At 67.7% G+C, this 12,715-nt stretch carries 13 protein-coding genes; 4 read left to right on the plus strand and 9 right to left on the minus strand.

What is annotated here, in order from left to right; translation table 11 throughout:
• Positions 1-62: 62 nt before the first annotated feature.
• The gene (locus BM172_RS00465; RefSeq protein ID WP_428844749.1) at positions 63-377 is read right to left on the minus strand and encodes a dodecin family protein; all 315 of its coding nucleotides are present in this window, start codon (positions 375-377) and stop codon (positions 63-65) included.
• A 95-nt stretch (positions 378-472) separates the two neighbouring features.
• On the opposite strand from BM172_RS00465, the gene BM172_RS00470 reads away from it, so the two are divergent.
• Positions 473-1,189, plus strand: coding sequence for a CBS domain-containing protein (locus BM172_RS00470; protein ID WP_026634156.1), 717 nt, complete (start codon positions 473-475; stop codon positions 1,187-1,189).
• Positions 1,190-1,306: 117 nt separating this feature from the next.
• Here BM172_RS00470 and BM172_RS00475 read toward each other — a convergent pair whose 3' ends face one another.
• Genes BM172_RS00475 through ccoN form a run of 8 tightly spaced genes read right to left on the minus strand, consistent with a single transcriptional unit; the run spans position 1,307 to position 8,298 of the window.
• Positions 1,307-2,026, minus strand: a complete 720-nt coding sequence (locus BM172_RS00475; RefSeq protein ID WP_026634157.1) for a sulfite exporter TauE/SafE family protein — start codon at positions 2,024-2,026, stop codon at positions 1,307-1,309.
• Positions 2,023-2,199, minus strand: a complete 177-nt coding sequence (gene ccoS, locus BM172_RS00480) for a cbb3-type cytochrome oxidase assembly protein CcoS (RefSeq protein WP_026634158.1) — start codon at positions 2,197-2,199, stop codon at positions 2,023-2,025. The genes BM172_RS00475 and ccoS overlap by 4 nt, the downstream gene beginning before the upstream one ends.
• Positions 2,196-4,604, minus strand: coding sequence for a heavy metal translocating P-type ATPase (locus BM172_RS00485; protein ID WP_177218760.1), 2,409 nt, complete (start codon positions 4,602-4,604; stop codon positions 2,196-2,198). The genes ccoS and BM172_RS00485 overlap by 4 nt, the downstream gene beginning before the upstream one ends.
• Positions 4,601-5,086, minus strand: a complete 486-nt coding sequence (locus BM172_RS00490) for a FixH family protein (RefSeq protein ID WP_035322773.1) — start codon at positions 5,084-5,086, stop codon at positions 4,601-4,603. Before BM172_RS00490 ends, BM172_RS00485 begins: the two co-directional genes overlap by 4 nt.
• Complete coding sequence (gene ccoP, locus BM172_RS00495; protein ID WP_026634160.1) at positions 5,083-6,000, minus strand: cytochrome-c oxidase, cbb3-type subunit III; 918 nt, start codon at positions 5,998-6,000, stop codon at positions 5,083-5,085. The genes BM172_RS00490 and ccoP overlap by 4 nt, the downstream gene beginning before the upstream one ends.
• Positions 5,997-6,176 (minus strand): cbb3-type cytochrome oxidase subunit 3, encoded by a 180-nt coding sequence (locus BM172_RS00500; RefSeq protein WP_026634161.1) that lies wholly within the window; start codon positions 6,174-6,176, stop codon positions 5,997-5,999. The genes ccoP and BM172_RS00500 overlap by 4 nt, the downstream gene beginning before the upstream one ends.
• Positions 6,173-6,859: a cytochrome-c oxidase, cbb3-type subunit II gene (gene ccoO / locus BM172_RS00505; protein ID WP_035322776.1), complete on the minus strand. Its 687-nt coding sequence runs from the start codon at positions 6,857-6,859 to the stop codon at positions 6,173-6,175. Before ccoO ends, BM172_RS00500 begins: the two co-directional genes overlap by 4 nt.
• Positions 6,856-8,298 (minus strand): cytochrome-c oxidase, cbb3-type subunit I, encoded by a 1,443-nt coding sequence (gene ccoN / locus BM172_RS00510; protein WP_035322778.1) that lies wholly within the window; start codon positions 8,296-8,298, stop codon positions 6,856-6,858. Before ccoN ends, ccoO begins: the two co-directional genes overlap by 4 nt.
• A gap of 295 nt (positions 8,299-8,593) precedes the next feature.
• Between ccoN and hemN the strand changes: the two genes are divergently transcribed.
• From hemN to adhP, 3 genes are all read left to right on the plus strand, one after another.
• Positions 8,594-9,994, plus strand: coding sequence for an oxygen-independent coproporphyrinogen III oxidase (hemN, locus tag BM172_RS00515; protein ID WP_026634162.1), 1,401 nt, complete (start codon positions 8,594-8,596; stop codon positions 9,992-9,994).
• Between the two features lie 205 nt (positions 9,995-10,199).
• Positions 10,200-11,618 carry an NAD-dependent succinate-semialdehyde dehydrogenase gene (locus tag BM172_RS00520; protein ID WP_231504148.1) on the plus strand — a complete coding sequence of 473 codons (1,419 nt, stop codon included), beginning with the start codon at positions 10,200-10,202 and terminating at the stop codon, positions 11,616-11,618.
• A 34-nt stretch (positions 11,619-11,652) separates the two neighbouring features.
• Positions 11,653-12,684: an alcohol dehydrogenase AdhP gene (adhP, locus tag BM172_RS00525; protein ID WP_026634164.1), complete on the plus strand. Its 1,032-nt coding sequence runs from the start codon at positions 11,653-11,655 to the stop codon at positions 12,682-12,684.
• Positions 12,685-12,715: the final 31 nt, after the last annotated feature.

Here is a 12,715-nt window from a genome sequence, read left to right on the forward strand (position 1 = left end):
TCTTCTTCGATCGCCGGCCCCCGATGTCGCGCATGGCGTGGCTCCGGTGGATATGGGTCAGTTCAATCCACGATAAAGCTCACGCGCAGGCAGGCGCGCCATTCGGTGATGTCGCCGCCCGGGGTGGTGCGCACCTTGATGTCGCTGACCCAGGCGCCCTGGATCTTGTCGATGGTGACGGCGACTTTGCGCAGGCCTGACTGCACCGCGTCCTCCAGGCTCTGAGGAGAGGCGGCGCTGATCTCGATGATCTTGGCGACTTCATTCATGGCTTGTCCCTCGGGCGCGTGGGTGACTGCCGCCGCGGCGACTGCATGCCGTCCCGGCAGCTCGCGGACAATGTAGGCAGGCCACGCTCGTGGCTTGTTGACCTGCATCAATGGGCATCCAGCCGGGCGGGCGGAGCATGTTGCGCGACGGAGTGGCCGATGCGGGCGACTCCGCGCCAGCGCCCGAGAGCCGGAGATCCGCCATGAAAGTCCGCCACGCCATGTCCACCAACGTCATCGCGGCCACGCCGGATATGCCGCTGATCGATGCCATGCGCACCATGCTGCGCGAACACATCAGCGGCCTCCCGGTCATGGATGCGCACGGCGCCGTGGTCGGCGTGCTCACCGAAGGCGACCTGATGCACCGGGCCGAGATCGAGACTGAAACTGGACGCACCCATCCGGCCTGGTTGGATTTCGTGCTTGGGCCAGGCCGGCAGGCGCGCGAGTTCATTGCCTCCCATGCGCGCCACGTCGGTGATGTGATGACGCGCGATGTGATCACGGTGGATGCCGGGGCGCCCTTGGCGGAGGCCATTGGGCTTATGGAGAGGCACGCAATCAAGCGGCTTCCCGTGCTACGCAACCAGTTGCTCGTCGGCATCCTCAGCCGTGCCGACCTGCTGCGCGCTTTCGTGCGTGCGCTTCCGGATGCCACGCCCGACGATCTCTCGGATGCGGCGATCGCTCGTCGGCTGCGTGCCGAGTTCGACGCCAGGCCATGGGCGCCGCGCGGCACGGTACATGCCGATGTGCATGATGGCGTAGTCACACTGCGCGGGGTGATCGTCAACGATGACGTCCGCTGTGCCTTGCTTGTGCTGGCCGCGAACATGGCCGGCGTAGTGCGCGTCGATGACCAGGTTACGACGATCGAGCCCATGACCGGGATGGTGGTTCACGAGCCCGGGATGTAAGTGAGCCGGCGGCGCTGGAAGAGGTCAATGTAGCGGACGGTCCAGCACGCAGATCAGCCGCCCTTGTTCGGGCACCACAGGATTACTCAAGACGCGTCCCGCCACGCCCCCAGGGTGCTAGCAATCGAACGCCAACCACTTCCCAAGAACCGGCATGCCCCACCGCGCAACCAACGGACCGACCAGCGTCGCCACCGACATTGCCGCCAACAACGCAGCCCCCGCCCGCCGAAATCCCGCCCGCCCGAACCACCGCGACAACGTCCCGCCACCCATTCCCACCGTCAGCATCGCCGGCAACGTCCCCGACCCGAACGCCACCATGGCGGCTGCGCTGCGCCACGGATCGAAACTCGCCAACGCAAGCAACAGCACCGTGTAGACGAAACCGCACGGCATCCAACCCCACAGCATGCCGACGCCAAGCGCACGCGCCGCCGTGTTCACCGGGAACAGCGCACGCGCCCTGGGCGCCAGTCGCCGCCACAGCCGCGCACCCACCATCCGTTCCAGCCAGCCGCGCCCGCCGAGCAGCGCAACCGCCGCCAGCGCGAACGCACCCGCCGCAATCACGCGCAAGGCGATACGCAGGCCATCGTGGTCGAACAACTCGAACAAACCCGCGCCGATCGAACCGAACAAAAGCCCGGCAAGCGCATAACCGCCGATGCGGCCCAACTGATACGCCGCCAGCAGCCGCAACAAGGGCCGCCCATCCGCGCCACGCCGCGTGCCCAGCGCGAGCGCACCGGAAATCCCGCCGCACATCAGCACGCAATGCCCCGAAGCGGCCAATCCCAGCCACAGCGCCGCAAGCACGCCCAGGCCGGCGCTCATGGCGGCGGCTCCTCCGGCGGTTCGGGGCGCTCCGGCGCATGGTCGGTCAATGGCAGTAGGCCAGCGCTGTCCAGATCGTCGAACTGCTCGTGATTCACCGCCCAGAAGAACGCCGCGCCAGCCACCAGCAACAGCAGGAAGGTGAGCGGGATCAGGATCAGCATGGTGGTCATGCATGGACCTCACGCAGCGCGGCGGCCTCGGCCGGCGGCATCGACTCGGCGCGGCCGATGCGCAACGCATTGAGCACCACCAGCAGCGAACTGGCCGACATGCCGATCGCGGCCAGCCACGGCGGCATCAGGCCGAGCGCGGCCGGCGGCACCACGCACAGGTTGTAGCAAAGCGACCAGCGGTGGTTCTGGCCCAGGATGCGCAGCGTCTGCTGCGCCAGCCGGCGCGCTTCGGGCAACGCCTGCAGCCGACCGCCGGTAAGCACGATGTCGCTGCTGACCTGCGCCAGCGGGGTGCCGTTGCCCATCGCCACGGCGATGTCGGCGCCGGCCAGCACGGGGGCGTCATTGATGCCGTCGCCGACGGCGATCACCCGCGCGCCTTCCGCGCGCAATTCGCGCAGGCGCGCCAGCTTGTCCGCCGGCGTCTGGCGCGCATGCCATTGGCCGGCGCCGATCGCCTGCGCGATGGCGCCGACGCGGTGCGCGGCGTCCCCGCTGAGCACTTCTACAGCCAAGCCCTGGGCTTGCAGCGCGTGCACGCAGGCAGCAGCCCCATCGCGCAGGCGTTCGCGCGGGTGGAAGGTGGCGAGCACGCCATGGCGATCGGCCAGCACCACGGCGTCTGCCAGCGCATGGGCGTCGAGCGTGCCGCGCAAGGCGAAGTCGGCGCGGCCCAGGCGCAGCCGGCGGCCGGTGACAGTGCCTTCCACACCCATGCCTGGATGGGCGGCCACGTCGGTTGCCGCGGGCAGCGCATCCTCCCCGGCGGCGATATCGACGATGGCACGCGCCAGCGGATGACTGCTGGCGCGTGCCAACGCAGCCGCCAGCGGCAGCGCCGCTGCATCGCCACCCACTTGCTGGACGTGCGGCGAGGTCAGCGTGCCGGTCTTGTCGAAGACCACGTGATCGGCTTCGGCCAGCTTTTCCACTGCGTCGGCATGCGCGACCAGCACGCCGCGATGCGCCAGCACGGCGAGCGCACGCGTCATCGCCGCCGGCACCGCCAGCGCGAAGGCGCAAGGGCAGGACACCACCAGCACGGCCAGCGTGGCGGTGAGTACACGCGAAGGATCGAGCAGGCTCCAGCCCAGCGCGGTCAGCGCGGTCAACGCCAGCACGCGAGCCACGAAGCGCGCGGCGGCACGTTCGCCGGCCAGGGCCAGGCGCGGGCGTTCGGCCTGCGCGCGATGCACCAGCGCGACGATGCCGGCCAGCGCGGTGTCGGCGCCTACGCGTTCCACGCGCAGGCGCACCGGACCGTCCTGCAGCACGCTGCCGGCGATCAGCGAGTCGCCGGGGTGCCGCGCCACCGGTTCGGCTTCGCCGGTAAGCAGGGCCTCATCGACATGGCAGGCGCGATCGAGCAACACGCCATCGGCCGGCACGCCGCCGCCTTCGGCCACATGCACCACGTCGCCCACGCGCAGCTCTGCGGCGCCGATGCGCTCGAACGCGCCATCCGCGCGGCAACGGTCGGCGAACATCGGCGTGAGCCGCGCCAGCGCATCGACCAGGTCGCCCGAGCGATGCCGCGCGCGCATCTCCAGGAACCGGCCCAGCAACAGGAAGAACACGAACATGCTGACCGAATCGAAGTACACCTCGGCGCCGCCGCGCAGCGCCTCGGCCAGGCTGGCGGCATAGATCAGGCTGACCGCCAGCGCCACCGGTACGTCCATGCCCAGCCGCCGCGCGCGCAGGTTGCGCAGCGCGCCGGCGAAGAACGGCCGCGCTGCGTACAGCACCACCGGCGTGGCGAGCAGGAAGCCGATCCAGCGCAGCAGTTCGCGCGTGCTGGCGTCCATGTCCTGGAAGGCGCCGACATACAGCGCCACGCCGTACATCATCGCCTGCATGGAACCGAAGCCGGCCACCGCCAGGCGCTTGAGCGCGTCGCGGGTTTCGCGGCGGCGCGCATCGTCCAGCGCGCGCGCGTCCAGCGGCAGGGCGCGGTAGCCTGTGCGGGCGAGATTGTCGAGCAGTGCCGGCAGCGGCGTGCGCGCCGGATCCCACACCACGCGGCAGCGCGCGGCGGCGGCATTGACCTGCACTTGGGCGACGCCGGGCAGGGTGCCCAGGCTGCGCTCGATCAGCCACACACAGGCGGCGCAGCGCACGCCTTCGATCAGCAGACAGACTTCGCTGCGTGCACCATCGAGAGGGCGCACGACGTGGCGGTCCAGCTCCGGGCACGACCAGGTGGCACTGGCTTCCGTGCTTTGCTCCGCCTTGCGCGCGGGGGCGCTGCGCAAGCGGTAGTAGTCGCCCAGGCCCAGCTGCTCGATCCATTCGGCGGCAGCGCGGCAGCCGATGCAGCAGAACGCGCAGGGTTCGCCGCCGATGCGGGCGAGGACCGGTTCGTGTGGCAGTGGCTCGTGACAGTGGAAGCAGGCGCTCATCGCCGCGGCTCGCGCAGTTCGGCCAAGGTGGCGCCGAGCGGCCATTCGCCGACCAGCGCGTCGTCGCGCTGCGGCGTATCGATGCGCACATGCATGTCCTGCGGCGGCAAGGGCGGCAGCGGCGCGGCATAGCTGCCGTCGGATTGGCGCTGCAACTGCAGCATGACATCGTGCTCGGCGCGCGTGGTCCAGAACAGCAGCTGCAGCGAGGCAGGGGCCTGGTGCGCGGCTTGCGCCTGCACCACCAGCCGGCCGCCGTCGCGCGCCAGCCGCGCATGCGACGGCAAGGTGGCGGACAGGCGCTGCGCCGATACCTGCATGCGCGCGCGATGCGCCACCGGCTCGGGCAGCTCGGCGTCGACATGGCGCGATGCCGTGCGGATCAGCGAGATGCAACCGCCGATCGCCGTGGCCAGCACCGCGGCGCCCAGCCAGGCCACGGGCTCGCGGTACCAGCGGAAGGCGCGCGCAGCGGCGCTCATGGCGCCGCCGCCACCGGCGCGGCCTGCGGCGGGCGCTCGCGCAGCGTGTGATGGCGCAGCCAGGCGGCGATCATGCGCACCTGGTCTTCGCCCAGGCGGTTCTTCCAGGCCGGCATGATGCCGTTGCGGCCATGGCGGATGCTCTGCGTGACGCTGGCCAGGTCGCCGCCGTAGATCCAGCTGCGGTCGGTCAGGTCCGGCGCGCCCACCGCCTTGCTGCCCTTGCCGTCGGCGCCGTGGCAGGCCACGCAGGTCTCCTTGAAGCGTGCCGCGCCGGCCTGTGCACGCGCCGCATCATGCGGCGAACCGGAGAGGCTGAGCACGTAGTTGGCGACTTCGCTCACGCCCTGTTCGCCGAGCACGGCGCCCCAGGGCGGCATCACGCCATTGCGGCCATTGAGCGCGGTGGCCATCACGAAGTCGCCGTCGTCGCCGTTCACGGTGAGCGCGGGGAAGCCGTAGCCGCCCTCGGCCATGGCGCCATGGCAGGCCGCGCAGTTGTCCTGGAACAGGCGATGGCCGTACTGCAGGGCTACGTCGTCTTCCGACAGGCGATCCACCGAATACAGGCGATAGCGCGCGAACAGGGCATCGAGTTTGTTTGCGTTCTCCTCGCGTGCCTGCCGGACTTCCTGCGCCGAGGTCCAGCCGAGCACGCCCTTGAAGTTGCCGAAGCCGGGGAACAGCACCAGGTAACCGATCGCCGCCACCAGCGAGGCCAGCGACATCAGCGCCCACCAGCGTGGCAGCTTGCGCACCGATTCGCGCAGCTTGCCGTTATCCCAGCTGTGGCCGGTGGTGCCGTCGCCCTCGATCGGGATCTTCACCCGCGTGCCGTAGAAGTACAGGAAGGTCGCCAGGCCGAGATTGCCGGCGATCAGCACGCCGACGTAGATGCTCCAGAACAGGCTCATCGGGTGTGCTCCTCGCACTGCCGCGACAGGCGGTCGTGCTCCAGCGGCAGGCGCGCGGCGGCGTCGAAGGTCTTCTTGTTGTGGCGGCTCCAGGCCCAGGCCCAGATGCCGAGGAACAGGCCCATCAGCACCAGGATGCTGATGCCGTACAGATGTCCGATCCAGCTGCTGCTCATGGGGCGTTCTCCGCGGGAGTGGCGGCGTCGTGCACGCCGGCGGCGGGCAGGGCGGTGCCCAGGCCTTGCAGGTAGGCGACCAGGGCGTCCAGTTCGGTCTTGCCCTGCAGCGTCGCGGGCGCGGCGGCGATATCGGCGTCGCGGTATGGCGTGCCGAGCTGGCGCAGCACCTTCATGCGCGCCTGCACGTCGGCCGCATCGAGCGGGCGCGCAGCCAACCAGGGGTAGCCGGGCATGTTGGAGTCCTTGCCGCCGGGTACGTCGCGCGGATTCATCAGATGCCGGCGCTGCCAGTCGTCGCTGTACTTGCCGCCGACGCGGGCCAGGTCGGGGCCGGTGCGCTTGCTGCCCCACTGGTGCGGGTGGTCGTACACCGATTCGCCGGCATCCGAGTAGTGGCCGTAGCGCTCGGTCTCGGCGCGCAGCGTGCGGATCATCTGCGAATGGCAGCCGTAGCAGCCCTCGCGCACATACACGTCGAAGCCGGCCAGGCGCAGCGGGTCGCGTGGCTCCACTCCGGGCGAGGGCTTGATCACATGGGCCTGGAAAAACAGCGGAATGATTTCGGCCAGGCCGCCGAAGGAGACCGCGATGGCGATCAGTACGCCGAGCAGGCCGGCATGGGTTTCGATGAACTCGAAGTAGCGATAGCGGCGGAAGCCGGTCCCGGGAGCGGCGCTCATGCGGAGGCTCCCTGCGGAATGGCCACGGGTTCGACGCCGTACGCGCGGGCCGGCGCCCAGGTGCGCCACATGTTCCAGGCCATCACGCCCATGCCGCTGACGATCATGGCGCCACCCATGGCGCGGATCACGTACATCGGATGGATCGCGCGCAGGCTGTCCATGAAGCTGTAGGCGAGCGAACCGCTGGGCAAGGTGGCGCGCCACATCACGCCTTCGGTGACGCCGGCGGTCCACATGCCGAACACGTACATGATGGTGCCGCCCGCATGCATCCAGAAATGCACGTTGATGGCGCGCACCGAATGCATGGAAGGGCGACCCAGTACGCTCGGCGCCATCGAGTACAGCGAGCCGATGGTGATCATCGCCACCCAACCCAGCGCGCCGGAGTGCACGTGGGCAATAGTCCAGTCGGTGTAGTGCGAGAGCGCGTTGACGCTCTTGATCGCCATCATCGAGCCTTCAAAGGTGGCGGCGGCGTAGAACACCAGCGCCATCACCATGAACCTGGTGACCGGATCGGTGCTGAGCTTGTGCCAGGCGCCGTTGTAGGTCATCAGGCCGTTGGCAGCCGAGCCCCAGCTGGGCATCAGCAGGACCAGCGAGAAGATCATGCCCACCGACTGCACCCAATCCGGCAGCGCCGTGTACAGCAGGTGGTGCGAGCCCGCCCACATGTACATGGAGATCAGCGCCCAGAAGTTGACGATGGAGAAGCGGTAGCTCCACAGCGGGCGGTCGGCCTGGCGCGGCACGAAGTAGTACATCATGGCCAGGAAGCCGGCGGTGAGGAAGAACGCCACCGCGTTATGGCCGTACCACCACTGCACCATCGCATCGACCGCGCCGGAGTACACGATGTACGACTTGGTCGCCGACACCGGAATGGCGATGTTGTTGACGATGTGCAGCAGGCCCACCGCGATGATGAAGGCGCCGAAGTACCAGTTCGCCACGTAGATGTGGCGGATGCGTCGGCGCGCCAGGGTGCCGAAAAAGTTCCAGCCGAAGGCCACCCACACCACCGCGATGAGCAGGTCGATCGGCCATTCCAGCTCCGCGTATTCCTTGCTCTGAGTGATGCCCAGCGGCAGGGTGATCACCGCCGACACCAGCACGGCCTGCCAGCCCCAGAAAGTGAAGCTGGCGACCCTGTCGGAGAACAGGCGGGCATGGCAGGTACGCTGCACCACGTAGTAGCAGGAGGCCATCAGCGCGCTGCCACCGAAAGCGAAGATCACCCCATTGGTGTGCAGCGGGCGGATGCGGCTGTAGGTCAGCCAGGGAATGTCGAAGTTGAGCGCGGGCCAGGCCAGCTGAGCGGCGGCGAGCAGGCCGACGGCCATGCCGACGATGCCCCAGAAGATGGCGGCGGCCAGGAACTGGCGAACGACTTTGTCGTTATAAGTGTGTAGTTCTGGCGGGGAGGTGCCCATGGCGTGAGGCCTGCGTGATGTTGGCGCGCAGGGTAGGGAGGGGGCGCGTTGGGCTTATTGACCGAGGTCAATCGAGGTGGGCGGATTGCCATGGCGCGCGAGGGTGTGCGGCGTTATGCCGCTGCCGTCATCCGGTGCAGGCCGGAATCGGTCACGCCTGTCCGCAACCCGATGCGAGCCAGGTCGGGCAATGACCTCCTGCGCGATCGTCGGCTATGGCGGTCGGGTTCGGAATGCGCACTTCCACTGACCCAGGTCAAGACGGATACCCCGGGCATTGCCCACTCTCGCCGCCATGAGCCCGATCCTCGACACCCTTGAATTCGATGCGGACCTGATCTCCCGTTACGACGGCACCGGGCCGCGCTATACGAGCTATCCGACGGCGCTGCAGTTCCACGGCGGCTTCGGCGAGGCGCAGCTGCGCCTGGCGGCCAAGGCATCCAATGAGGATCCGATCCCGCGGCCGCTGTCGCTGTATGTGCACGTGCCGTTCTGTTTCAGTCCCTGTTTCTACTGCGGCTGCAATCGCGTGATCACTCGCGATATGGCCAAGGCCGACCGTTACCTGGAACAGCTCTATCGCGAGGCCTCGCTGGTCGCCCCGCTGTTCGACCGCGACCGGCCGGTGCGGCAGCTGCACTTCGGCGGCGGCACGCCCAATTTCCTGGACATCCGCCGCATGGCGGAACTGATGGATTCGCTGGCGCGGCATTTCAGCTTCCTGCGCGGCGACGAGCGCGAGTACGGCATCGAACTGGACCCGCGCTTCGCCGACGCCGGCTACGTGCGCGCGCTCGGCAGGCTCGGCTTCAACCGCGTCTCGGTCGGCATCCAGGATTTCGATCCGCAGGTGCAGCAGGCGGTGAACCGCGTGCAGAGCGAGGCGCAGACGCGCAAGGTGATCGAGGCGGCGCGCGATGCGGGTTTCGGATCGGCCAGCGTGGATCTGATCTACGGCTTGCCACGGCAGAGCATCGATGGTTTCCGCCGCACGCTGCAGCAGGTCATCGAGCTGGATCCGGATCGCGTGGCCGTGTACGGCTATGCGCATCTGCCCGCCTTGTTCAAGGCGCAGAACCAGATCAAGGCGACGGATCTGCCCGACCCGGCAACCCGGCTGGGACTGCTGCGCACCGCGCTGGAAATGCTCACCGCCGCCGGCTACATCTATATCGGCATGGACCACTTCGCCCGCGCCAACGACGAACTGGCACGGGTGCAGCAGGCCGGCAGCCTGCAACGCAACTTCCAGGGCTATTCCACCCACGGCGGCTGCGACATCGTCGGCCTGGGGGTGAGCGCGATCAGCCGGGTCGGCGACAGCTACAGCCAGAATGCGCGCGACCTGGTCGGCTATTACGCCGCGCTGGACGGCGGACGCCTGCCGGTGGCGCGCGGTATCGCGCTGGGCGAGGACGACCTGATCCGCCGTGAAGCGATCAACCAGCTGATGTGCCACGGGTGGCTGGACAAAGCGGCCTTCGGCGAGCGGCACCGTCTGCTGTTCGATGTCTATTTCGCCGAGGTGCTGGAGCGGCTGGCAGCGATGGAACAAGACGGGCTGGTGCGCATGGATCCACACCAGATCCGGGTGACGCCGCGCGGGCGCATGCTCTCGCGCATCATCGCCATGTGCTTCGACGCCTACCTCGGTGGAGCGCAACCCGCGCAACGCTATTCGCGCACCATCTGAGCCGGCGGCACGCCAGCGCTTGATACACATCAATGAGAAGGACGCCTGGCCACATTACGCTCAGCCCGATTCGTATCGAGCGCAATCACTGATGCCACGGGCGGTCGCCATCATGAAGGAAACAGGCGATTGGCCGGGGCGAGGGTAACCGCGGCACTGCGCTCACTCCACCCAACCATGTCCCGCCGACCGGGTTACCGATGGCGTGGGCAGCGCGCTGAAGAGGCCAGGCATGTCTTATGCAACGATCAACCCCTACACCGGCGAAACCGTCAAAACCTTCCCAAGCGCCACCGATGCGGAAGTGACGCAGGCTCTCGACCAGGCCCAGGCGATGTTCGAGGCATGGAAAGATGTCGGCGTCGCAGCGCGCGTAAAGGTGCTGCAGAAGGCTGCCGACCTGCTGCGCGAGAGTCACACGCAGTACGCGAAGGTCCTCACGCTCGAAATGGGCAAGGTGATCGGGGAGGCCGAGGGTGAGGTCGAACTGTGCGCGCAGATTCTGGAGTACTACGCCGACCACGCCGAGCAGCTGCTGGCACCCGAGAAGCTGTCGAGCAGGCATCCGTCCTACACGCAGTCGTGGGTCGAGCATGTGCCGCAGGGCATCCTGCTGGCGGTCGAGCCATGGAACTTCCCGTACTACCAGATCGTCCGCATCGCCGCGCCGCAACTGGCGGCCGGCAATGTGCTGATCCTCAAGCACGCCTCCAATGTGCCGCAGTGCGCAGCTGCGTTTGAACGACTGTTTCGCGAGGCCGGCTTGCCGCAGGGCGGCTTCACCAATCTCTATGCCACGCGCGATCAACTGAAGGCCATCATCGAAGATCCGCGCGTGCAGGGCGTGGCGCTGACCGGCTCGGAAGGTGCCGGCGCGGTGGTGGCGGCACAAGCCGGCCAGGCATTGAAGAAATCCACGATGGAGCTCGGCGGCGCCGACGCCTTCGTGGTGCTGGCGGATGCCGACCTGGACAAAGCCGTGCAGTGGGCCGTTACCGGTCGCCACTGGAATGCCGGCCAAGTGTGCTGTTCCTCCAAACGCATCATCGTGGTAGATGAGATCTACGACGCCTTCCTGGAAAAGTACAAGGCGGGCGTGGCCAGGCTCCGGGCCGGCGACCCCATGGAGCCGTCCACCACGCTCGCGCCGATGTCATCCCGGGGCGCGGTGGACGATCTCAAGAAGCAGCTGGAGCAAGCCGTTGCGCATGGCGCCAAGGTCGAGGTCATCGGCGCGGAAGTGCCGTCCAGGGGCGCGTTCTTTCGCCCCGTGCTGCTGAGTCATGTCAGCGATGACAACCCTGCGCGCTACTGGGAGTTCTTTGGCCCGGTTTCGCAGGTGATCCGCGCCAGGGACGAAGCCGACGCCATCCGCATCGCCAACGATTCGCCGTTCGGGCTCGGCGGCTCGGTATTCACCACGGATATCAAGCACGGCATCGAGGTGGCAAAGAAGATCTCCACCGGCATGGTCTACATCAATCATCCCACCGGCGTGGCGGCGGACCTGCCGTTCGGCGGCGTGCGCCGCTCCGGCTATGGCCGCGAGCTAACGGGCCTGGGCATCAAGGAGTTTGTGAACCACAAGCTGATTGCCGTGACTGACATCGACGGTGCGTTTTGATCGCCGGTTCACTACAGATACGAGGAACCTAGTCATGAGCAAGACCATGAAAGCCGCGGTGGTACGCGCATTTGGGCAGCCATTGAGCATCGACGAAGTGCCGGTGCCCACGCCGGGCCTGGGCGAAGTGCTGGTAAAGATCGAGGCCTGTGGCGTGTGCCACACCGACCTGCACGCCGTGGACGGCGACTGGCCGGTAAAGCCCAAGCCGCCGTTTATTCCCGGCCACGAAGGCGTGGGCTACGTGGTGGCGATCGGCCCGGGCGTGACACATCTGAAGGAAGGCGACCGCGTAGGCATTCCCTGGCTGTATTCAGCCTGCGGCCATTGCGAGCATTGCCTGGGCGGCTGGGAAACCCTGTGCGAGTCGCAGCAGAACACGGGCTACTCGGTCAATGGCGGCTTTGCCGAGTACGCATTGGCGGCGGCGGATTACGTAGGGCACTTGCCCGATGGCATCGGTTTCGTCGAGATCGCGCCGGTGCTGTGTGCGGGCGTCACGGTGTACAAGGGCCTGAAGGTCACCGATACGCGCCCGGGCAACTGGGTGGTGATCTCGGGCATCGGCGGCCTCGGTCACATGGCCGTGCAGTACGCCGCGGCCATGGGGTTGAACGTGGCGGCGGTGGATATCGACGATGCAAAGCTCGACCTCGCCCGTCGGCTCGGCGCGCAGCTCATCATCAACGCGCGGCATGCCGATCCGGTCGCCGTGGTGAAGAAGGAAATCGGCGGCGCGCACGGCGCGCTCGTCACGGCGGTATCGCCCAAGGCCTTCGGACAGGCCATGAATATGGTGCGCCGCGGCGGCACGGTATCGCTCAATGGCTTGCCTCCGGGCAGCTTCGACCTGTCCATCTTCGACATGGTGCTCAACGGCGTGACCGTGCGCGGCTCCATTGTCGGAACGCGACTGGACCTGCAGGAGTCGCTGGACTTCGCCAAGGCAGGCAAGGTCAAGGCTACCGTGACCACCGATCGGCTGGAGAACATCAACGAGGTGTTTCGTCGCATGCATCAAGGCCAGATCGAAGGACGCGTTGTGCTGGACATGGCTAGCCAGTGAGTCACTGCAGGTTGCCGCCTTGGATTCGGCC

The sequence above is a fragment of the Dyella marensis genome (assembly GCF_900112865.1).
GTDB classification, from domain to species: Bacteria; Pseudomonadota; Gammaproteobacteria; order Xanthomonadales; family Rhodanobacteraceae; genus Dyella_D; species Dyella_D marensis_A.

Coding starts and splice junctions, on each gene's coding strand:
- BM172_RS00465 (WP_428844749.1), bottom strand. CDS start 377: ATGCAGGTCAACAAGCCACGAGCGTGGCCTGCCTACATTGTCCGCGAG.
- BM172_RS00470 (WP_026634156.1), top strand. CDS start 473: ATGAAAGTCCGCCACGCCATGTCCACCAACGTCATCGCGGCCACGCCG.
- BM172_RS00475 (WP_026634157.1), bottom strand. CDS start 2,026: ATGAGCGCCGGCCTGGGCGTGCTTGCGGCGCTGTGGCTGGGATTGGCC.
- ccoS (WP_026634158.1), bottom strand. CDS start 2,199: ATGACCACCATGCTGATCCTGATCCCGCTCACCTTCCTGCTGTTGCTG.
- BM172_RS00485 (WP_177218760.1), bottom strand. CDS start 4,604: ATGAGCGCCTGCTTCCACTGTCACGAGCCACTGCCACACGAACCGGTC.
- BM172_RS00490 (WP_035322773.1), bottom strand. CDS start 5,086: ATGAGCGCCGCTGCGCGCGCCTTCCGCTGGTACCGCGAGCCCGTGGCC.
- ccoP (WP_026634160.1), bottom strand. CDS start 6,000: ATGAGCCTGTTCTGGAGCATCTACGTCGGCGTGCTGATCGCCGGCAAT.
- BM172_RS00500 (WP_026634161.1), bottom strand. CDS start 6,176: ATGAGCAGCAGCTGGATCGGACATCTGTACGGCATCAGCATCCTGGTG.
- ccoO (WP_035322776.1), bottom strand. CDS start 6,859: ATGAGCGCCGCTCCCGGGACCGGCTTCCGCCGCTATCGCTACTTCGAG.
- ccoN (WP_035322778.1), bottom strand. CDS start 8,298: ATGGGCACCTCCCCGCCAGAACTACACACTTATAACGACAAAGTCGTT.
- hemN (WP_026634162.1), top strand. CDS start 8,594: ATGAGCCCGATCCTCGACACCCTTGAATTCGATGCGGACCTGATCTCC.
- adhP (WP_026634164.1), top strand. CDS start 11,653: ATGAGCAAGACCATGAAAGCCGCGGTGGTACGCGCATTTGGGCAGCCA.